The sequence below is a fragment of the Primorskyibacter flagellatus genome (assembly GCF_048268605.1).
GTDB classification, from domain to species: Bacteria; Pseudomonadota; Alphaproteobacteria; order Rhodobacterales; family Rhodobacteraceae; genus Primorskyibacter; species Primorskyibacter flagellatus.
This window is the reverse complement of record NZ_JBLWVF010000027.1, coordinates 1-20,651: the sequence shown is the minus strand read 5'-3', so window position 1 is coordinate 20,651 and position 20,651 is coordinate 1. Positions and strand designations below refer to the sequence as shown.

21 protein-coding genes and 2 pseudogenes are annotated in these 20,651 nt (G+C 57.0%); 10 read left to right on the top strand and 13 right to left on the bottom strand.

The genetic code is table 11. The features are described 5' to 3' along the window. Positions 1-51 precede the first annotated feature (51 nt). The 5 genes from ACN0WV_RS18085 to ACN0WV_RS18065 all read right to left on the bottom strand — a co-directional run bounded on the left by ACN0WV_RS18085 (position 52) and on the right by ACN0WV_RS18065 (position 4,696). Complete coding sequence (locus ACN0WV_RS18085; RefSeq protein ID WP_084353168.1) at positions 52-1,023, bottom strand: branched-chain amino acid ABC transporter permease; 972 nt, start codon at positions 1,021-1,023, stop codon at positions 52-54. A gap of 5 nt (positions 1,024-1,028) precedes the next feature. Further along, a complete protein-coding gene (locus ACN0WV_RS18080; protein WP_084353067.1) occupies positions 1,029-1,916 on the bottom strand; it encodes a branched-chain amino acid ABC transporter permease in 888 nt (295 codons plus the stop codon). A gap of 74 nt (positions 1,917-1,990) precedes the next feature. Then, entirely contained in the window at positions 1,991-3,193 is a 1,203-nt protein-coding gene (locus ACN0WV_RS18075; RefSeq protein WP_084353066.1) for an ABC transporter substrate-binding protein, read from the bottom strand. 44 nt (positions 3,194-3,237) lie between these two features. Beyond that, positions 3,238-3,954, bottom strand: coding sequence for an ABC transporter ATP-binding protein (locus tag ACN0WV_RS18070; protein ID WP_417607650.1), 717 nt, complete (start codon positions 3,952-3,954; stop codon positions 3,238-3,240). Further along, positions 3,947-4,696 carry an ABC transporter ATP-binding protein gene (locus ACN0WV_RS18065; RefSeq protein ID WP_084353064.1) on the bottom strand — a complete coding sequence of 250 codons (750 nt, stop codon included), beginning with the start codon at positions 4,694-4,696 and terminating at the stop codon, positions 3,947-3,949. Before ACN0WV_RS18065 ends, ACN0WV_RS18070 begins: the two co-directional genes overlap by 8 nt. Before the next feature lie 820 nt (positions 4,697-5,516). On the opposite strand from ACN0WV_RS18065, the gene ACN0WV_RS18060 reads away from it, so the two are divergent. The 3 genes from ACN0WV_RS18060 (at position 5,517) to ACN0WV_RS18050 (ending at position 8,334) form a co-directional block, all read left to right on the top strand. After that, positions 5,517-6,707, top strand: a complete 1,191-nt coding sequence (locus ACN0WV_RS18060; RefSeq protein ID WP_417607648.1) for a pyridoxal phosphate-dependent aminotransferase — start codon at positions 5,517-5,519, stop codon at positions 6,705-6,707. Next, complete coding sequence (locus ACN0WV_RS18055; RefSeq protein ID WP_084353062.1) at positions 6,704-7,507, top strand: aspartate dehydrogenase; 804 nt, start codon at positions 6,704-6,706, stop codon at positions 7,505-7,507. Before ACN0WV_RS18060 ends, ACN0WV_RS18055 begins: the two co-directional genes overlap by 4 nt. A 74-nt stretch (positions 7,508-7,581) precedes the next feature. After that, positions 7,582-8,334, top strand: a complete 753-nt coding sequence (locus tag ACN0WV_RS18050; protein ID WP_084353061.1) for a LysR substrate-binding domain-containing protein — start codon at positions 7,582-7,584, stop codon at positions 8,332-8,334. A gap of 87 nt (positions 8,335-8,421) precedes the next feature. On the opposite strand, the gene ACN0WV_RS18045 is transcribed toward ACN0WV_RS18050, so the two are convergent. Together ACN0WV_RS18045 and ACN0WV_RS18040 are read right to left on the bottom strand one after the other, a co-directional pair. Beyond that, the gene (locus ACN0WV_RS18045; RefSeq protein ID WP_084353060.1) at positions 8,422-8,742 is read right to left on the bottom strand and encodes a type II toxin-antitoxin system RelE/ParE family toxin; all 321 of its coding nucleotides are present in this window, start codon (positions 8,740-8,742) and stop codon (positions 8,422-8,424) included. Between the two features lie 5 nt (positions 8,743-8,747). Beyond that, positions 8,748-8,990 carry a type II toxin-antitoxin system ParD family antitoxin gene (locus tag ACN0WV_RS18040; RefSeq protein ID WP_084353059.1) on the bottom strand — a complete coding sequence of 81 codons (243 nt, stop codon included), beginning with the start codon at positions 8,988-8,990 and terminating at the stop codon, positions 8,748-8,750. Between the two features lie 127 nt (positions 8,991-9,117). Here ACN0WV_RS18040 and ACN0WV_RS18035 point away from each other — a divergent pair, with 127 nt between their 5' ends. The 6 genes from ACN0WV_RS18035 (at position 9,118) to ACN0WV_RS18010 (ending at position 14,444) form a co-directional block, all read left to right on the top strand. Then, positions 9,118-9,531 carry a Tn3 family transposase gene (locus ACN0WV_RS18035; protein ID WP_143514565.1) on the top strand — a complete coding sequence of 138 codons (414 nt, stop codon included), beginning with the start codon at positions 9,118-9,120 and terminating at the stop codon, positions 9,529-9,531. Positions 9,532-9,611: 80 nt separating this feature from the next. Next, positions 9,612-10,961, top strand: a complete 1,350-nt coding sequence (hmgA, locus tag ACN0WV_RS18030) for a homogentisate 1,2-dioxygenase (RefSeq protein ID WP_084353057.1) — start codon at positions 9,612-9,614, stop codon at positions 10,959-10,961. After that, positions 10,958-11,206, top strand: a complete 249-nt coding sequence (locus ACN0WV_RS18025) for a glutathione S-transferase family protein (protein WP_084353056.1) — start codon at positions 10,958-10,960, stop codon at positions 11,204-11,206. The genes hmgA and ACN0WV_RS18025 overlap by 4 nt, the downstream gene beginning before the upstream one ends. A gap of 112 nt (positions 11,207-11,318) precedes the next feature. Further along, positions 11,319-12,572 (top strand): fumarylacetoacetase, encoded by a 1,254-nt coding sequence (fahA, locus tag ACN0WV_RS18020; protein ID WP_417607644.1) that lies wholly within the window; start codon positions 11,319-11,321, stop codon positions 12,570-12,572. Between the two features lie 784 nt (positions 12,573-13,356). After that, a complete protein-coding gene (locus ACN0WV_RS18015) occupies positions 13,357-13,821 on the top strand; it encodes a helix-turn-helix domain-containing protein (protein ID WP_084353054.1) in 465 nt (154 codons plus the stop codon). Positions 13,822-14,204: 383 nt separating this feature from the next. After that, entirely contained in the window at positions 14,205-14,444 is a 240-nt protein-coding gene (locus ACN0WV_RS18010; protein ID WP_084353053.1) for a hypothetical protein, read from the top strand. Positions 14,445-14,892: 448 nt separating this feature from the next. On the opposite strand, the gene repC is transcribed toward ACN0WV_RS18010, so the two are convergent. The 6 genes and pseudogenes from repC to ACN0WV_RS17980 all read right to left on the bottom strand — a co-directional run bounded on the left by repC (position 14,893) and on the right by ACN0WV_RS17980 (position 20,288). After that, a complete protein-coding gene (gene repC, locus ACN0WV_RS18005; RefSeq protein WP_084353052.1) occupies positions 14,893-15,948 on the bottom strand; it encodes a plasmid replication protein RepC in 1,056 nt (351 codons plus the stop codon). 239 nt (positions 15,949-16,187) lie between these two features. Further along, entirely contained in the window at positions 16,188-17,153 is a 966-nt protein-coding gene (gene repB / locus ACN0WV_RS18000; protein ID WP_417607642.1) for a plasmid partitioning protein RepB, read from the bottom strand. Then, positions 17,153-18,352 carry a plasmid partitioning protein RepA gene (gene repA / locus ACN0WV_RS17995; RefSeq protein ID WP_084353050.1) on the bottom strand — a complete coding sequence of 400 codons (1,200 nt, stop codon included), beginning with the start codon at positions 18,350-18,352 and terminating at the stop codon, positions 17,153-17,155. Before repA ends, repB begins: the two co-directional genes overlap by 1 nt. 366 nt (positions 18,353-18,718) lie before the next feature. Next, a pseudogene (locus ACN0WV_RS17990) lies at positions 18,719-18,931 on the bottom strand (recombinase family protein); the annotation flags it as partial. Beyond that, positions 18,932-19,054 (bottom strand): annotated as a pseudogene (locus ACN0WV_RS17985) (recombinase family protein); the annotation flags it as partial. Positions 19,055-19,157: 103 nt separating this feature from the next. Further along, positions 19,158-20,288: a tyrosine-type recombinase/integrase gene (locus ACN0WV_RS17980; protein ID WP_417607640.1), complete on the bottom strand. Its 1,131-nt coding sequence runs from the start codon at positions 20,286-20,288 to the stop codon at positions 19,158-19,160. A gap of 126 nt (positions 20,289-20,414) precedes the next feature. On the opposite strand from ACN0WV_RS17980, the gene ACN0WV_RS17975 reads away from it, so the two are divergent. Further along, positions 20,415-20,651: DUF1403 family protein (locus tag ACN0WV_RS17975; protein WP_417607638.1), on the top strand; the 237-nt coding region annotated here is incomplete at its 3' end.

The window sequence follows — 20,651 nt, the reverse complement described above, 5'->3', positions numbered from 1 at the left end:
TAGCGCGGGTCGGCAATTTCGGGTACTTGCGTCAAAACACTGAGCGCCGGTTCAAAGTGATCGTTTGAACCAGCGCGCCAGGACGCCGATGATCCCTTCTCTGAACATCAGCACCCCGACTACGAAGATGACACCCTGGATGACGGTGACCCATGCTCCAAAAGTGGCCAGATAGTTCTGCATCGTGACGATGATGCCCGCCCCCACCAATGGCCCAAAGACTGTGCCCATGCCGCCCAGAAGCGTCATCAGCACAACTTCGCCCGACATTGACCAATGCACATCGGTCAGGGAAGCAAGTTGGAACACTTGCGCTTTGGTGGCTCCGGCCACACCTGACATCACGGCAGACAATGTGAACACGATCAGCTTGTACCGGTTCACGTCATAGCCCAACGAGATGGCACGCGGCTCGTTCTCGCGGATGGCTTTCAGCACCTGGCCGAAGGGCGAATGGACGATCCGGTACAGCAGCAGGATGCCACCGAATGTCACGGCCAGCACGAAGAAATACAATGCCATGTTGTCGGCCAGCGGGATCAACCCGAACAGATCGCCCCTCGGTACGCTTTGGATACCGTCCTCGCCGCCGGTGAATTCTGCCTGCAAGGCAACAAAATACACCATCTGGGCAAATGCCAGGGTGACCATGGCAAAATAGATCCCCTGTCGGCGGATCGCGAGCGAGCCGATGACCAGACCCAGCACACCGGCTGCGGCCGCTCCACACAAGACCGACAGTTCGGGCGTCAGACCCCAGACCTTGGCGGCATGGGCCGAGATATAGCTGGCGCCGCCGAAATAGGCCGCGTGTCCGAATGAGAGCAGCCCACCGAAGCCCAGCAACAAGTTGAAGGCGGCGGCGAACAGGGCAAAGCACATCACCTTCATCGCAAAGACCGGATAAACAAAGAACGGCAGGACAATCAGCCCGGCAAGCAGGACGCCAAAGATGACCTTGTGAAGGGCCGGCATTCCGACCGCCTGCGCCTGTGGTGCGGCGTCACTTGTTTTTTCAGCCATAGCCATTATGCGGGCCTCCCGAACAGACCTTCGGGCTTGATCATCAGAACGATTGCCATGATGACGAAGATGACCACGGCGGATCCTTCCGGGTAGAAGACGCGTGTCAGCCCTTCGACGATGCCAAGCATGTAACCTGTCAAGATAGCCCCCATAATTGACCCCATGCCGCCGATCACCACGACCGCGAAGACGACGATGATCAGTTGTTCACCCATCGTGGGGTTCACCGAATAGATCGGCGCGGCCAGCACGCCCGCGAACCCCGCCAAAGCGACGCCGAACCCGTAGGTCAGCATGATCATCAGCGGGACGTTCACACCGAAGGCACCAACCAGCACCGGGTTTTCCGTGGCGGCGCGCAGATAAGCACCGAGCCGGGTCTTTTCGATCATGAACCATGTGCCGAAACACACCAGAACCGATGCTACGACGACCCAGGCGCGATAGTTGGGCAGGAACATGAAGCCCAGGTTCTGTCCCCCGGAGAGGAGGTTTGGAATCTGATAGGGAAGCCCTGAAATGCCGTAATAGTTGCGGAACAACCCCTGAATGATCAGCGCCAATCCGAAGGTCAGCAACAGCCCGTAAAGGTGATCCAGATGATACAGCCTTGAAAGCATAGTGCGTTCCAGAACAATGCCGAAGGCACCCACGATAAGCGGTGCCAGAATAAGTGCGGGCCAGTAACCGATGCCGAGGTAGTTGAGCAGCATCCAGGCAACAAACGCGCCGGCCATATACAGCGCGCCATGGGCGAAGTTGATGATGTTGAGCAACCCGAAGATCACGGCCAGCCCCAGCGACAGGACCGCATAGAAAGACCCGTTGATCAGGCCCAGCAAAAGCTGACCCATCAGAACCTGCGGCGGTATTCCCAGAAGTTCAAACATTTTGCGGTCCTGTTGGTCGATTGATCAGATAGCCTCTGCCCGACCGTTACAGTCGGACAGAGGCAGGACAATGTTCACTGCTTGGTAAAGTCGCACTCTTCCAGCATCGGCAAGAACGCTTCTTCGCCGCTGATCGAGGAGATCTGGTTGTACAGGTCCCACTCGTTTTCGGACTGGTCGGGTGTCTTCACTTCGAACAGGTACATATCGTGGATCGCCCGCCCGTCGCCGCGCACGGTGACTGTGCCGAAGAGCGGATCGTCGAACTCCATCTCTTTCATCTTGGCGGATACGGCTTTGCCGTCATCGGCGCTGCCCACGGCCTCAACCGCTGCTAGATAGGCCATCGTCCCCGAATAGACGCCGGCCTGGACCATCGTTGGCTGCGCGCCATGCGTGTCCATGAACCGCTTGGACCAGGCGCGGGTCTCGTCGTTCTGATCCCAGTAGAACGCTTCGGTCAGCGACAGACCCTGTGCGGTCTGCGCGCCCAGAGCATGCACATCGGTGACAAAGAACAGCAAGGCGGCCAGTTTCTGTCCCGCCTGAGTGATGCCGAATTCCGACGCCTGCTTGATCGCGTTGACGGTGTCGCCGCCGGCATTTGCCAGACCGATCACGTCAGCGCCCGATCCTTGAGCCTGCAACAGGAAGGACGAGAAATCCTGCGCCGGGAACGGCACATTGACCTGTCCGACGACCTCACCGCCGTTTTCCTCGACGACGCGCGACGTATTTTCCTCAAGCGAGTGACCAAAGGCATAGTCAGCGGTCAGGAAGAACCATTTCTTGCCGCCCGCATTGGTCATTGCCGCACCTGTGCCGGTGGCCAGGGCTGCGGTGTCATAGGTCCAGTGAACCGTGGTGGGACGGCATTGTTCGCGGGTCAGCGATGTAGACCCGGCACCAGAGTTGATCATCACGCCGTTTTTCTCGGCCGTGATGTCGCCAACCGCAAGCGCCACAGAGGATGTCGGCACGTCGAGAATGGCGTTCACACCATCCACGTCATACCACTGCCGCGCGATGTTCGAGCCGATATCGGGCTTGTTCTGGTGATCTGCCGAAATGATTTCGACGGCGATGCCTTTGTCGGCTGCTTTGAAATCCTCTACCGCCATGCGCGCGGCCACAACCGATCCTTCGCCGGACAGGTCCGCATAGACGCCGGATCGGTCATTGAGAACGCCGAGCTTCACCGCGATATCCTGCGCCAGCGCGGGTGAGCCGATCATCGCGGCAAGGGCCGCGGAACTGACTGCGAGTTTCTTGAACATGGGGTTCCTCCTGGTTACGGCGCAGACGCGCCTTTATTATTGGTTCAGACGCCCAGATAATCGTGAAGTTTCTGGGTGTTTTCTTCAAGCTGATCGTTGGGGATCATGTCCACGACGCGGCCTTGGTCCACGACGTAATGCCGGTCGGCGACCGATGCCGCGAAACGAAAGTTCTGTTCGACCAGAACAATCGTGAAACCCTCGTTCTTGAGCGCGGCGATGGTATGCCCGATCTGTTGCACGATGACCGGTGCCAGTCCTTCGGTCGGTTCATCTAGCAAAAGCATCTTGGACCCGGTGCGCAGAATGCGGGCAATCGCCAACATCTGCTGTTCGCCGCCCGACAGTTTCGTGCCCTGACTGCTGGTGCGCCGTTCTTTCAGGTTGGGAAAAAGATCATAGATCCGTTCCACGGTCAGGCCGCCATCAGCGATGCGCGGGGGGAGCATCAGGTTTTCCTCGACGCTCAGCGAAGAAAAGATGCCGCGTTCTTCGGGGCAAAGCGCGATACCCAGCCGGGCGATGGCGCGCGGCTGCATCCCGATCGTCTCGGTGTCCTTGAACGTGACAGAGCCGGTGCGCTTTCCCAGTATTCCCATGATCGCCAGAAGCGTCGAGGTCTTGCCCGCGCCGTTGCGTCCCAGCAGGGTCACCACTTCGCCCTGGCACACTTCGAAATCCACACCGTGCAGAACATGGCTTTCGCCGTACCAGCCTTGCAGGTCGGACACTTTCAAAAGCACTTCGGACGCGTCAGTCATGGCTTGCTCCGATATATGCCTCGATCACTTCGGGCGCTTTCGAAATCTCGTCATAAGTGCCTTCCGCCAGGATTTCGCCGCGTGCCAGTACCGTGATGCGATCCGACAGGTCGGCCACGACCGACAGGTTATGCTCCACCATCAAAACGGTGCGGTTTTCGGCAATTTTCTGGATCAGCTTCGAGATCCGCTCAACGTCTTCGCGCCCCATGCCGGCCATTGGTTCATCCAGTAGCAGCATGTCGGGGCTCAGGGCGAGCGTCGTGGCAATCTCAAGCGCGCGTTTGCGCCCGTAGGGCAAGGCAGCGGCACGCTCATCGGTGAACTCGGTCAAGCCCACCTCGTCGATAAAGGCGCGCGCGCGGTCGTCGAACCTCGACAATATCTTGTCGGAGCGCCAGAAATCATAGCTTTCCCCGCGCCCTCTTTGCAAAGCCACCCTGACATTTTGCAACACGGTCAGGTCCGGAAAGATCGCCGATATCTGGAACGACCGCACCATGCCCAATCTGGCGATTTCGGCGGGCTTCATGCGGGTGATGTCGCGGCCTTCGTACTTGATTGTTCCACGGGTGGGTTGCAGGAACTTTGTCAGCAGGTTGAAACAGGTCGTCTTGCCAGCGCCGTTCGGGCCGATCAAGGCGTGTATCGTTCCCTTTTCTATCGAAAGATCGACATTGTTCACGGCAACAAAGCCCTTGAACTCTTTCGTCAACCCTGTCGCCTGAAGCGCGATTTCCATTGCTTCCCCATGTATCAATCATGCAAGAAATGCACATTTTTCGAGTTGTTTTAGAAGTAAGTGCTACCTGTTCAGCCCGAAAAGTAAACAATAATAGTGCGTCTACTAGGTGGGTTGATCAAGTTGACGTGGGGGTAGCGCTTCCGCGTTTGACGGCGTGGGCGAAACTTGGGATTCGTAAAGTGTGTTATCCCACGTACTTTCGAGGAGCACGTTGGCGGAGGTTCAGATTTCGCTGGAAGCACGCGAAGGCATCAGGCTGGTCGGATCTTTCTATGGTTCAGGACTTATTGCGCGGCTCCCCATGACAATACGACAGTCAGCAACGCTGCGAAGGAGCAAAGGCGACAACAATCCCGCAGGCACCGTCAAGGTATCAGAGTTCCTGTCAGCGAAAGCCGGGGCGTTAGATCTCAGGTCGCCTTCAACGCACGCGTGATGTCATCCCAAATCCAGTGGGCATTGGTTCTGGTCTGGCGATGACATCGGCAGCACCAAGATGGGTGATTCAAGAGTTTGCGACGTTGCCATTGCTTATGCGGTCACTTTGCGTGGACAATCAAAGCCTTCGAGGCGCGGGACATGGGCTGGTCTTTTTATGTCCGCCTGTTACCTTTGGTGACGCACCAGCGACTTGGCAACGCCATGCAGAATATTTACCGCTCTCTGGATTGGATCTAGAGTCAGCGCATGGCAAATAACAACGCTGTTTGACCGATGCTCATCGCAAACACTGCAAAGGTCTGAAAACGACACCAAGGGCGACCGACACCCCTTCAAGACCGAAAGTGACGCTATGGAGACGCTGGACAGAAAATTCATGGAACTCGGCGCAGAGAATGCACCGGGTCAGGAAGTCAGGCAAGACAACAGCGCCCTGTCCTCCATGTCGCGCGGCGAACCACTGGACGGCATTGCCGTGGATTTTTCACATGGCGACGTTGATGCCTTCGCGCCAACCCCCGGCGCTCAGGCCGCGTGGCAGGAGGGCTATGAACGTGGGGGTCAGCAGGCCTATACGGAATATCGCGGCGATCGTTCAATTCGTAGCGATGTGGCAGAACGGCTTGCCGCGTTCACCGGCGCGCCGCTTGATGCGGATCAGGAGTTGATTGTGACGCCGGGCACCCAGGGCGCGCTATTCCTCGCGCTTGGATCGGTCGTCGAGAACGGCACGAAGGTGGCCGTTGTCGAGCCCGACTATTTCGCCAACCGGAAACTGGTGCGGTTTTTCAACGGTGTGGTCGTGCCCATCCCCCTTGACTACGGGATGGACTCAAACACCAGGGGACCGGATCTTGCGATCCTTGAGCAGGCGTTCAAAACCGGCACGCGGGTCATGGTGTTTTCGACGCCGAACAATCCGACGGGACTGATCTATTCCCAGTCCACGATTGAACGGATTGCGGAACTGGCCGCGCAATACGACGCGACGGTGATTGTCGACCAGCTTTATTCCCGTTTGCTTTACGAGGGCGAGAGCTTTTGCCATTTGCGGGCCTGCCCGTCTCGCCCCGAGAACCTGATCACGATCATGGGGCCGTCCAAAACGGAATCGCTCAGCGGGTTCCGGCTTGGCGTCGCGTTCGGGACGCCAAAACTGATCGAACGGATGGAAAAGCTTCAGGCCATCGTGTCTTTGCGGGCAGCCGGGTACAATCAGGCGGCGCTCTCGACCTGGTTTGCAGAGCCTGACGGATGGCTGGCAGACCGGATCACGCAACATCAGGCGATCCGCGATGACCTGTTGAAGGTGTTTCGCGCTGCCGGGCTGGAGACCTCGACGCCGCAAGGGGGAAGCTATATTTTTCCAAAGCTGCCCGAGTTGGTGCATGAACCCGACATATTTGTACGTCTGCTGCGCAGTCAGGCCAATGTCACCGTGACTCCGGGCGCAGAGTTCGGGCCGAACTCTGCCAATAGTATCAGGCTCAATTTCTCGCAGAACCATGATGCCGCCGTGGCCGCAGCGCATAGAATTGTCGAGCTGGTTGAGAGGTACCGCGCATGAAAATCGGAATTTCCGGAATGGGTGCAGTGGGAATGACCGTGGCCAAGGCACTGGATCGTGGTGCGTTGCCCGGCATGAAATTGGCTGGCTTCTGCGCACGTTCACAAACACGCGGCGCAGAACTGAACGAAGCACTCGCAACGCCCGTCCCGATCTATGACATGGACGCCATCGCGGATCACTGTGACATCGTTCTGGAATGCCTCCCTCCGCAAATGTTTGCGGATATTGCGCGACCGGTTATCGACGCCGGGAAAACGCTTGTCGTGCTGTCGGCCAGCCAGCTTCTTGGTCGGGAGGATTTGATCTCGCGCGCGAAGGCAACCGGCGCACGGATCGTCGTCCCGTCAGGTGCGATGCTTGCGATTGATGCATTGAAGGCAGTCGCTGTCGGTGAACTCAAATCCGTCACGATCAAAACGTCCAAACCCGTTGCGGGGCTTTTGAATGCGCCCTACCTGACCAAGATCGATGTCGATTTGACGGCGATCAAAGAACCATACCGGCTAATGGCCGGTAGCGTCACCGAGATTGCGAAGGAATTTCCCGCAAACGTGAATGTGGCCGCCGCACTCAGCCTTGCGGGCCTTGGGCCGGACCAAACGCAGATGGAAGTCTGGGCTGATCCAGCCCTGCAACACAACCTGCATTCGGTAAGCGTGGTATCGGACAGTTCAGACTTTACCGCGACCATCCAGAACCGACCCAGTGACGAAAACCCGGCAACCGGGCGGATCACCGCGCAGAGCGTCATCGCTTGCCTCCAACAAATGACCGCAACCGTTGTTGTCGGCACCTGACAAAGGCAAACCTGTATCCAAGTTCATTGCAACAAACCGGAACACGATCCAGCCGGATCGTCAAGTTGTGGGACATGTCCATTCGCGGAATGCAATCGTATGACCAAACTCAAGGCATCCGGTGCCTTTCAGGCCATCGTTTTCCTTCTGAAATCATCGGATACGCCGTCTGGCGTGTATCACCGATTTCCCTTGAGCTTGCGTCGCTGTTAGAAGGCACCCTCTCATTCAGCGCGCGCCTTGTCACCCATTCGGATCTGTTCAATGCCAGACTGTTGTTTCGATTCCGTGCCCGAAGCTCGCAAGCGGTGCTGCGGCACCTCAGTTCACAGCAATTCGACCTCGGTTTCACCGCACTCGACACCGATCATCCGGCGGTCAAACGCAGGCCGGCCTACACCGCTCCGATGCAGGCCGTACTCCCGGTCGGCCATCCGCTCGGGCGGAAAATCCGCTTAGAGCCCGGCGATTTCCACGAACAGCCCTTCGTGGCGCTCGGAGCCGAAATCGCTACGCGGTCTGAGACAGACATATTCCTTGCTACCGGAAACGCGCGGCCGTGTATCGTCGCGGAAGCGCAATTGTCGGCCTCAATCCGCGAACTGCTGGCAAACGGGGCGGGCCTTTCAATCGTCGAGCCTGTGACGGCCGCCAATTTCGCGGCGAGCGGCCGAGTCCTCTACACCCCGAACAACCTTTCCGCTACGACTTGCTCATGCCCGCACTGCGCGAACCTTCGCGTGGCACGACACGATTCCTGGACCCGATCGAAGCACAGTTCGCAGCGTTTTTCAGCCGGTGATATATGCCGTCTTAGCCAAGCGTAAAAGCAATCTCGTATTTCGCGAGGCGCAGGAGGTCAGTCGCGACTATGGAGGACTGGTCGAGATATCGGCGTGAGGTGAAGCAAAGGCCTAACCGCCGTCCAGATCCTCGTAGTAGACCAAGGCGGGCATGTTGCGGCGCTGGTGCACGATGCGCAGGATGACCGCTGCGCCCCCCGCCGCGTCGAGCCGCTTGAAGAATATCACATGGCGCTGGCAGTTGACGGACCGCATGCCCGGCACGAACAGGCTCCGGTCTCGGCCAGTGTCGGGATCCTCGGTGATCCGCTCGAAGGCGTTGACCAGTTGGCGGTAGTAGATCAACCACTGGTCCCTGCCCCAAGTTTCAACAGTGTAGTTTCGGATGTCTTCGAGGTCGAACCTGGCCAGACCGGATAGCCTAATGGTCATGCCATTCAGCGGTCAAATGCACCCGGTTCGAAGGCTTGGGCATCGAACTCCGAGAAATCCCCATTCTCCGCCAGAGTGGCCGCCTTCTCGAGATCGGCCTTGAGGGCATAGAACTGTCTGGCACCGTCTTTCTCCATCAGCAACCTCACGCCAGCGCGCACGACTTCGCTCAGATTGGCATAGGCACCGGACTCTATCTGCGACTGCACATATTTTTGCATCGGTTCGGTCAAGTGGATGTTTGGCATCAGGCACTCCTTATATGCTCAATCATATCAGATACTGACATAAGCTTGCAAGTTCACCCTCCGGCCAACGAGCAGCCTGATGCATCAATAGTTAGTCAGGCCGCACGATTTCACCGTGGAGATCGTCTTGCCCGAACGCACTTTCCAGAAGGCAAAAAAATACGATTGCTGTCAATCGTGGCTGCGACGCCATATCATGCCGCTGGCGATGAAGGCCCACCACGCGCCAAAGAACGTGCTGTGGGTCAGGCGTCAGCAAGAGATCAGGGACCGGACGTTGGAAGGCCAGTACCATCGGATGGCAGCGTTGAATCTGCTCGACGCAACCGTGATTCACAGAAACACGGGCCGTCTGGACGAGGTTGTGGTGGAACGCACAGATGCCAATCTGTGCGGAACGAAGCCGACAATGTCGGGGGTCTTGTTCAAGACACCATCAAAGACCGGACGCATCAAATCTGTCCGAAAGCGTTGTCACATTAGCCCAAGAGGACGCTTTCTGCCGCACTCTAAGGTTTCACTTGATGAAACGGCGCTTTGACCGTCTCATCGGTGCGAACCACCGTCCTGTAAAATTGTGGTTGATGGAGCAAACCGTCATTATGACGCAGGAGGCATGATATGAAAACTCAGAACCCAACACCGCTTGTAAAAGCCGATGGCATGACAATTACCCCAGGCTATATGCCGGGTTTCGGCAATGATTTTGAGACCGAGGCGCTGCCCGGTGCCCTGCCGCTAGGCATGAATTCGCCTCAAAAGGTGAATTATGGACTTTACGGCGAGCAACTCTCGGGAACGGCATTTACCGATGTGCGGCCCGAACGGACTTGGTGCTATCGTATTCGCCCCTCGGTCAAGCATTCCCACCGCTACGAGAAAATCGATCTGCCGCATTTCCGCTCAGCACCCGACATTCATCCCGACGTGACGTCATTGGGCCAGTACCGCTGGGACCCCATCCCGCTTACGGAGGAGCCGCTGGACTGGCTTACGGGTATGCGCACGATGACGACGGCGGGCGATGTTCACACTCAAGTAGGCCTGGCCACGCATATCTATCTGGTGACGCAATCTATGGAGGACGCGTATTTCTTCTCTGCTGACAGTGAAATGCTGGTGGTACCGCAAGAAGGCCGCCTGCGTTTCGCAACCGAACTAGGGGTCATTGACCTGGAACCCAAGGAAATCGCGATCATCCCGCGTGGTCTGGTTTACCGGGTTGAGCTTCTCGACGGCCCTGCGCGTGGATTTGTCTGCGAAAACTACGGCCAGAAATTCGAGCTGCCCGGCCGTGGCCCGATTGGCGCGAATTGCATGGCCAACCCGCGCGATTTCAAGGCACCGGTTGCGGCCTTTGAAGACCGCGAGGTACGCTCGACCGTGACGGTGAAATGGTGCGGCCAGTTTCACACGACGGTGATCGGACAGTCTCCGCTGGACGTGGTTGCCTGGCACGGCAATTACGCGCCTTACAAATACGACCTGCGGACCTACTGCCCGGTCGGCGCGATCCTCTTCGATCACCCCGACCCGTCGATATTCACGGTCCTGACAGCACCCTCTGGTCAGCCCGGCACGGCCAATATCGACTTCGTGCTGTTCCGCGAGCGCTGGATGGTGATGGAAGATACCTTTCGGCCCCCCTGGTACCACAAGAACATCATGTCCGAGATGATGGGCAACATCTATGGCCAATATGATGCCAAGCCGCAGGGATTTGTGCCCGGTGGCGTGAGCCTTCACAACATGATGCTGCCGCATGGTCCGGACCGCGAAGCTTTCGAGAAAGCCTCGAACGCCAATCTCGGCCCGGACAAGCTCGACAACACCATGTCCTTCATGTTCGAGACCCGATTTCCGCAGCAACTGACCCAGTTCGCCGGCAAGGACGCCCCGCTTCAGGACGACTACATTGATTGCTGGAAGGACATTGAGAAAAAGTTCGATGGCTCGCCGGGCAAGAAATGAAGCGCGACACCTATCGGCGCTCCACCACCTCCTACCGTGTCAGGATCGGGTTGAACCTCAAAGGGACCACCGTCACGGCGATCCCGGTGGGCCAGGTTGCCGGAAAGCAGAACACGACGAGTTATACCGCGCTCAACAAGCTGATCGGTTCTTACGCGCCGTTCTGCTTTGGCCAGGTAACGGAACTGGGGGCGCTGTATCTTGTGCCGCAGCTCTGCAATGCGCATCGCGGGGGGCTGGCCTGACGCCCTTTGCCCACCTGACCGCAAACGAGGCACGGTGACTTGACCTCGCCGCCTTTTTGTTGCGGCCCGGCCCCGAAAACCAACCAGAAGCTACCTGACAAAGGATATTCCAATGCCCGATCTGATCCGCTCCTGGGTTGAGACTGCAAACGCTCCCCAAAGTCCTTTCCCTCTGAACAACCTGCCCTACGGCGTCTTTTCAGCGGGTGACTCACCGCGTTGCGCCGTCGCCATCGGCAACAGTGTGCTGGACCTTGGAGCACTGCAATCTGCCGGGGTGCTGCCAGAGCACGGGTTCGCCTCCCCTGCCCTCAACACCTTTATGGGCAAGGGCAAGAAGGTCTGGACCGACGTCCGTCAAAAGCTGACCGAGCTGCTGCGTGAGGGCAACAAGACCCAAGCGGTCGCCGATGCCTTGCACGACATGAGCAGCGTCACGACGCATCTTCCTTTCACAGTGACGGAATACACCGACTTCTACGCTGGCCGGCAACACGCGTTCAATGTCGGCTCTTTGTTTCGCGACCCGGAAAATGCTCTGCCACCAAACTGGCTGCACATGCCCATCGGCTACAATGGGCGTGCCTCAACCGTCGTCGTCTCCGGCACCGACTTCCACCGTCCCATGGGCCAGCTCAAGGGGCCGCAGGACGACACGCCCCGCTTCGGCCCCAGCAAACGGCTCGACATCGAGTTGGAGATGGGCGCGGTCGTGGGCACGCCTTCGGAGATGGGCCAGCGCATCAGCGTGGATCAGGCCGACGACATGATCTTCGGCTATGTTCTGCTCAACGACTGGTCGGCGCGCGATATTCAGGCCTGGGAATACCAGCCGTTGGGACCGTTTCAGGCCAAGGCCTTCGCCACCACGATCGGCGCTTGGGTGGTCACCAAGGCGGCGCTTGATCCGTTCCGCTGCGATACGCCACCGCGTGAACATGATCTGTTGCGGCATATCAAGGACACCGGGCCGATGCTCTATGACATCGACCTCTCCGTAACCATGGCTGCGCCAGATGGGGAGGCAACGGAGATCTGCCGGACCAATTACAATACCTTGTATTATTCGGCCGCCCAGCAGCTTGCGCATCACGCCTCGTCGGGCTGTGCAATGCGCACTGGCGATCTGCTCGGCTCCGGGACGATCTCCGGTCCCGAAAAAGGCATGTTCGGCTCGCTTCTGGAAATGACATGGGGTGGCAGAGACGTCATCACCCTGGATGACGGTCAAACTCGCACCTTTATCGAGGATGGCGATACCCTGACACTGAACGGCCACGCGCAAGGCGACGGCTACCGTATTGGGTTCGGACCATGCACCGGGACCATTTTGCCGGCACGGCGCGCAAAAGACGGCCGATCATGACCGTCGATAACATACGGCCCCCCTCAAAGCAGCGCATCGCGGCGGCGGATCGTAACCGGTGCGCATACACGGCAGTTTCTGCCAGGTAACGAGAATATTATTCGGATCATCAGACGTGATACTGGAAAGTGGCATCAACCAACCAGCGCGTGACGGAGAGCTGGTCCTCGGTCACGCTGGCGGTCTCGTCCAGCATTTGCTCACCAAACGGCGAGATCTTTCAAGATTTGCCCTGCGAAATGCGGAAGTGAAACCGGCGAATTCTGTGGCAGTTCCCAAGATCGCCAGCACAATGGGGACAAAAATGTTCAATTCGCTTTGTGGAATGGACGAAATTAGCTGTCGTTGCAGATAGGTATTTGAATGGCGCACAGGTTGCGTCGCGGATGTGTCGCGGTGTTTTTGGTCGTTTGGAATTCAACGAGGCAGAAATCGAGTTAAAAATAGGGCTCTGGATAACGCCATGACGTTTCTCGCCCTGGTGATTTTCATGCTCCTTCTGGGCCCGCGCGTCACTGGCGTCACAGCCGATTGAAGAACGCCGCGTTTCTGTTACCGCCGGATTGTCTGGTGCTACTATTCATGGTCAAATCACCGGCTCGCATATCGACGACTGTCTGCTCGAGGCCGGTGCCGGCAGGTCGCCTAACTGTCTTGTGGTCTGTTCACATGGCTTGATAATATTTCGAATATTTCGAATATTTCGAATATTTCGAATATTTCGAATATTTCGGATGATTGATAGCCTATATCTAACCCAAACTGTAAGAACTGGAGAGACAGGATGAACGCTCTCGACAAAGCGGCGTTTTTTATTCTCCTGCCCGACGAGGTGGAGATCAAGAACGCCGAACAACTCAAAGCAATTGTCGCTTCCCAAATCAAGGAAGGCGAGCCCACAACCCTATCGTTTGCCCATTGCAGCGGCGAATTTCAAACCGTGGCCCTTGCACCAGCCTTGACGGCAGCTCTCCTCGAGATATTGCGCCTCGTGTCGAGCGGTCGTGGGTTTCGGATGATCTCGGTCGAGGAGGAACTGACAACACAGCAGGCAGCAGATTTGCTCAACGTTTCACGCCCGTTCCTGGTGAAACTTCTTGAGACGAAAGAAATTCCGTTCACGAAAACGGGGCGGCACCGCCGCGTTCGAGCGAATGATCTGTTCGCTTATAAAGAAAAGCGTGACGCCACAAGATCAGACGCGTTGGGCGATCTTTCTGTGACGGCTGCCGAGGACGGCCTTATATGAGCCAAGGGAAACCGGTGATACACCCTGACCGCGTATCTAGTGATTTCAAAAGGAATACGATGGCCTGAAAAGGCACCAGACTGCTTGGGCCTGGTCCTACGAATGAATTCCGCGAAGAAAAATGCGCTACAACTTGACGACACAGGATAGGTTGGCCCAGAGCTAGAAACTGTCCATCTGGCCCTTGGCGCTGCCCGAAGGCGTTTCCGGATGCGCGACGCCCGACCCGAGACGGCCACGATTTCTCAGCCAAACTGCGGATCATCTTTACGAAAATCAACCATCATCAGAAATGGATCGGTCAACGACGGACCGCCAATCCGACCACGCGATGCACATGACCCCCCTGCCCCGCTATTGCAGGTTGTGCCTTACTGGCGGCTGTGACCAGTCTGATTTTCGTCGGCGGCTCCTATGTTCTTTCTTATGCGTCCAAGATTCGCCTTGGAGGCGAAATCCTTGTTGGCGAAGATCTGACACCTTCTGTTCGATTACCCTCGATTTCCTGTGCCGGACAAGCTTTCGCGCCATCCAGTCGTGCTGAAGCGATCACGGTCATACGCGTGCGAAACCCCGGCTCGCTGCGCTTGGGAGCGCAACGCGTCGAATTGATGGCCCGCTAGCATATGGTAATGTTGGTAGGCACCGTTCACTTGCAGGGCCGCTCACTGTATTTGGGACGGCATCACATGTGAATTGAAGGCCTGTTGGCCAAGGGTGTGTGGTTTGTTTTCGGCAAGCGTTCCAGCTTCGTCACGAGCGACTGGGTCTGAGATCATTGACCATCAGCCGCGGTTTAAGTTGGATGCTCAGATTAGGGGCAATTCTCAGCGGGTGATGTTCTCGGCAGGCACCTTGACCGATATGCTAACCTTGCCGCGGGCTATGTTCGATCAGCTTAACGCGACCTTATCGAAGACGACATCTCGGGAGAAAGGCAGGGTCACTTTCCCTACTACGTTCACATCATATGTTCAACAGAGAGTGCTAGAGGCCACGTTCACGAATTGACTTTCAGTTGTTCTTTTCGCAGGTACCTTCGTCCTTTCAGCTTGTCCACCGCGGTGGACATCATGCAGGGGTTGCCGGTGAATGAGAAAGCCTTTCCAACAAGCGCGATGGATTGAAATCGATTTCTCTGCGACCGAGAGTGATACTATGAAAATAAGCTCCAAAGTCTCGGATACGGTTGCCTAGCTGTAGGATTATGAAGATGGCGCAGGATGTTTTTCGAGAACCCACCTTGCTTGTAGCTTTTTCGAACGTACTTGTGTGAATCCCCATCATCGGAGCGAGGGCCCTGGCATGGCTTTCGACGTCATCCCAGTTTTTTAGTGAGGCCGTTGCGAGAGATGTGGCTTGATCGCAGACCGCGGTCAGGGTTTGCAGGACGGGCGTTTCGCCGTTATGGGCGCTTTCTAAGTCTTTTTCTTCTTTTTTAGACTTAGAATGGTGCCGGACATTTTGTCCGTCATTGGCGGGCAGTTCCATTGTATTTGGCGTGTCCACCGCGGTGGACATCTGCTCGCAGTGAGCATCCAACTCGTCAAGCAGTGCGCGATATTCTGCGATCGAGAGTTTCCTCCGAAGAACTCGACGTATGCCATGAGAGTGTATGCTTTCGGGGTCTGCCTCCTCTAGATGTGCAAGTCTCGACAGGATTCTCTTTCGCAAGAATATGCGATCACGGCGTGCGTTTTCCATCTCTTGAGCCGCGGCAAGTAGCTCGTTGGCACGGTCCAACAACGGTGTGAGTGATAGGCCATAGCTGATGGATTGGCCGCTGGATGACCTCACTCGGTATCGTTTGCGATTAGGGCTGTCTTGGCGCTTCATGAAGCCGAGTTCTACAAAGCGATCAATGTGCCTACGAAGGGTCCGTTCATCGATCCCGCCAATTCGACGGCAGATCGCTGTATTGGAAGCGAATACAGTATCGCCGTGGCCAGGCTTGAGAAAGCTTAGCATCGCTTGAAGCGTTTGGACATGCCCAGGGCGGAGCCCGAACAGGCTACGAGTGTCTCTGAGTGCGCGAAAAATAGCCCAGATGTCGGTTTCAGGTGTGGACGCGTGGGCCATGACCTTGCCGACGTCCGAGGGTTGAACGGAAAGTTTTGTGAATGCCATGTTTTCTGGACGACGACCGTTGCGGCCCACAACTTCCCCGGCTCTTCCCGCAGTTTAAAGCAAGAAAAGGCAACAAAAAGACGTCCACCGAATCGGTGACGCTTGACCGGCATGTCGGAGATTGCTACATCATAGGTGCAAACTGATGATGAGGGCTCTCCAGGGGAAACTTTGGGGGGCTCTTTTCTTTCTGGTCGTCGCCTTTCTCCTCTGCTCGTGTTTATAGTTATGACCGGGGATCAGGCCCCCGAGTCACTCTCATTCTGCCATTGTTCAAAAAGCCGTCGCAGTGTGGTTTCCGCGCGCTCTTCGAGCCATTGGCCGAATTCCGGGTTCTCCTTGCGGGTGATCTTGATGGCAATTGACTTGCCATCAACTGAAACTGTGCCGACAGGGCGACCGCTCTTGTCTTTCACCACGGTCGTTTGGCCGTGGGTGACTTTGGCCGTGCGACGCGCTTTTCTGGAACAAGCGACGTAGACGGCTTGAAATCTGTCTGCGCTCGGAGTGGCGTCAGGGAGGGCGGTCAGTGTCTCACGCGCAATGTCGACAAGCGGTGCCTTCTTTGAAAGCGCAGCTAAATCACTCCATTGCCGTCGACCCACGCCATGCGCCGGACCGATCAGTCGGACAAGTTCGATGGGCAGTTGCTCGATGACCACACGATGGTTCGACACACCTTGCCGAGTTAGGCCCAAAGCGTCCTGAATTACGCCTGGCTTGTATCCAGACTCTTGCATCTCTTTGATAAATATAGATTTTTCAATGAATGAAGGATCCAGCCGCAGGTTGTTTTCCTGACCTTGCGCGATCAGTGAGGCATCGTCATCGAGTGTTCGAACGATTGCTTTGATCGTTCCGCCAACTTTTCGAATGGCCGCAAGTCTGCGCCGACCGTAGATGATGCGGTATCGATCCGGTTGGTCTGAGGGGCGAACCATGATCGGTACTTGCTGACCATGCTTGCGAATGCTCTCGGCGAGGTCATCAATGCTGCTATCTTCTAGGATCAGCCGATCCCGGAGGCCATCCATAATGATCCGGTCGGGCTCGATGTCTCGGATTGAGTTGGCAGTGATTTCGCGGAGCGAATCCCGCAATCCGCCAACGGAGCCAGGTAGCTTCGCGGACTTGACCGGGGCAGGGGAGGGGGCTGCCGGCTCTTTCTCGTCTTTCGGAGGTTGGTTGAAGATATTTCTGGCCATCAGCGACGCCCCCATGCCATTTGGATTGCCTGTTCCAGTTCATCGGCAACGCTATTCACGCTGGTCGAAGCGCGATCAATCGTCTTCCGAATGAACTGGCTTGGGTCTACCTCGTAGATGGTTTGCTGCGTCATTCCGGCGTCAGATATGGCTGTCGACTTCAGCATCGGCTCGGTCATGACTTGGCCTGCGAGGATCGAACGCAGGTATCCGGCCATTTGCGTTTGTGGCCCATCCGAGGGCTCGTAGCGCGTGATCAGAAATTTCACCAAATCCCAGGTGACTTGCCGTCCGATCGCTTCCTCGACGGCTTTGACCGTTTCCGAAGCAAGCTTGAGAAATTGGCTCATCGACGCGATGTCGAGCATGCCGGGAACGACCGTCACGAGCAGGCCCGTCGACGCTGCCAATGCTGTCAATGTCAGGAAGCCCAGCTGCGGAGGGCAATCGATCAGCACGATGTCGTAGTCGGAATCGACTTCCTCCAAAGCCAGGGCGAGACGCTCCGCAAAAATCGGCTGAACACGACGCGCGAGCGCGTTTGCTGTCTCGGTCTCGTACTCGGACAACATCAAGCCGGCCGGGACCATATCGAGCTTATGAAAATACGTTTTCTGGATCACCTCCGAGAGTGGGACCTGGTCTTCGTACCTCAAGGCGTCATAGATCGTGCCACCTTCGATGAATTCAAGCTCGGGCCGGAAACCGAAAAAGGTTGTCAAACTGGCTTGCGGGTCAAGATCCAGCACAAGCACACGGTAGCCACGCAAGGCATAGCGGTGAGCAAGATGAATCGTCGCCGTTGTCTTCGAGCTTCCGCCCTTGAAATTCACGACCGATATGACCTGAAGGCGGTCGCCCTCTCGGCGTCCGGGCCGGTATGCGTCAGCGTTCTTTCCTGTCCGGGCTAAAATGCTGCGGAGTTCGTCAATATCTTCGGCCGAGTAAAACCTGTGGCCGCGACCGTCCGTGTGAACTTCAGGAAAACTGCCATCTTTATGGCGATTGCGCAGGTTCGACGGGCTGACGCGTAGCAATTCGGCAACTTCAGTGGAGCTGAAGCGCCGCAAAGATTTGCGTTCTTCTGGCTCAAATGCAACTTTCATCTGCCGGTCAAGCGACTCAGCAAGACTGTCTGCGTATGCTCCGATGTCCGAAGAGCCTATCCCTTGCGTGTAGCCCGTATTTTGATCATCCATGTACTGCCGCCTCTCATGGCCTTTGCTAAGGCTCTTTATCGTTCTGACGGATGAAGCCACGTCTGACGCGTTTTGCCGTCAGAACTGAAATGCCACGAACGACTGAGTCCGGCAAGTAGAATCTAAATGTAGTAAAAGAGTTATCCACAGCCCCAATGGGCGGACATCCCGTTTCCGCTTTCTAATATGTTGATTATACGTCAAAAAATATGAACCTAGCGAGACGTGCGTGCCTCGCGAGTTTTCTTGCGCGTCTGAACTACTCTTAAGCCCTGATTGGATGTTTCGGTGTCTCTCTGTTCGTGGTGCCGATGATTCTGGGAGTTGCCGGTCAAGCAAGAACAGTAGATCTCCTGCCACGGCGGACTACAACAGCCCGAGGCGCTTGGCCCGTTCGAGCAGCATCTTTGCGGACGACGGCTGCCAACGTGTTCGTCGACGCGGGGTACGTTCGCGCATGGATTCCAGCCGGTCACAGATTGCGTGCAGCGTGATGTTGGGATCTGCCCCCTTAATGGCCGCAATGATCGCCGGCAAGCGGTCGTCGGTGTTGCGGCGTCCGGCACCGGCCAGCACTGGCCGCGCGCGATTGCCGCCTGAAGCGTGTTCTTCGAATATCTCGACACAGCCTACGGATTGCAGGGCCTTTGACTGGGGCAGGGGGGGCTGATCCCCTGTGGAAACGCGCGCATAACCTATCATGAGTGTCGCGTTTAGTTCCCGATTTCAATTGAGTCGCTAAGCTGAGACCGCAGCGTCTGAATTTCACCTTAGCGCTTCACCAGAACGGAGGGATTTGCAAGGCTCAGAGCCCTGCGGCCTTGGTCAGGTTGACCCGGAACCTATCGCGCCTGCGCTGATAGCGGCGCGTCATCTCTGCCGAGGCATGGCCGAGCTGCTTCTGGACATAGCGCTCATCGACCTCTGCTGAGGAGGCGAGCCCGGCGCGTAGGGAATGGCCTGAATACATTGCAAGCCGTTTTGCTTCCGGCAGTTCCGACCGGATACCGCTTGTTAGCACAGTTGCCTTGATCAGCCGCGCGACGTGCTTGTCGGAGAGACGGGTTTCGAGTGCGCGTTTTCCGTCATGCGCACACCGCACGAAAACCGGACCGAAGTCGATCTTCGCGAAGTGCAGCCATTGCTCAAGCGCGTGGACCGGGCAGGTCTGGTCGGACGAACCGCGTCCGATCTCGACCTCACGCCAGCCGGTTTTGGCATTGAGCGTCAACATGGCACCGCCTTCGAAAATCTCGACCCAGCCGCCTGAGTCCGGTGTGTCGTCCTTGTGCACATCGAGACTGACGATCTCCGACCTGCGCAGGCCCCCTGCAAAACCTACGAGAAGGATCGCCCGGTCTCGGAGCCCGCGCAGATCGTAGGGCAGGGTGGCTACCATGGCTAGGATGTCCTCCAGCAGGATCGCTTCCTTCTGAACTGGCGGGCGTGCATGTTTGCGCTTGATCCCGGCCAGGACTGTAGCGATGTGCCGGTTCTTGCGATCGAGCGTGAACCCGCGTTGCGTATAGTTCCATGCAAGACCCGAGAGGCGGCGCTCGATCGTGGAGACTGAAAGGGCAGGGGCCTTCCCAGCTGGTGCGGCCAGATCAGCGACATAAAGCCCAATCATCTCGGGCGAGGGGGGCAGGGGATCCGTTCCTTTCAGCCGGCACCAGCGGGCGAAATGCTTCCAATCGGCCGCGTAGGCCTTGTTTGTGTTCTCGGCTGTCGAGGCTTCGGCATATCCGCGCGCCGTGTCGACCAGCCGGTCCAGAGTGCCGGACCCGGCGACATGGCTGGGCAGGGCGATTGATGCACGTTCTCTCCCGCTGTGCTCGTCACTGTTCGGCGCGTCATTGGACGCTGAGCTCGAAACCTCGGCCTCATGGGCGTCGGAACGCTCGCTTTTGGTGCTCTTATTTGTGAGATTACCCATGTTTTCGAGCGTAACATTTTAATGTCCGATAAGGCAAACTTATCGGACGTTATGGCAAAAGATAGAGTGAGGCGTTTTCTGTGCTATTTTCTGGAGCAAAGCGCCGCGATGGTTTAGGCTTCAGTCATGACATTTGCCCGACCGGAACACTCCACCTACACAGACACTCTACCCCGGATGCCCGCATGGGTCACCTCGGCACGTCCTGAAGCCTTTGAAGATGTGGCGTTTTTGTCGGGCGCGGCGCTGAACCACCTGCATCTTGTGTTGGGACGCGAAGAGGTCCCCAAAGCCTTGTTGCGGGATCGGCTGGCGCTGCGAGCGGCCGAGGCATGTGTCGGGTTTTCTGGTCGTCCGGAAAGA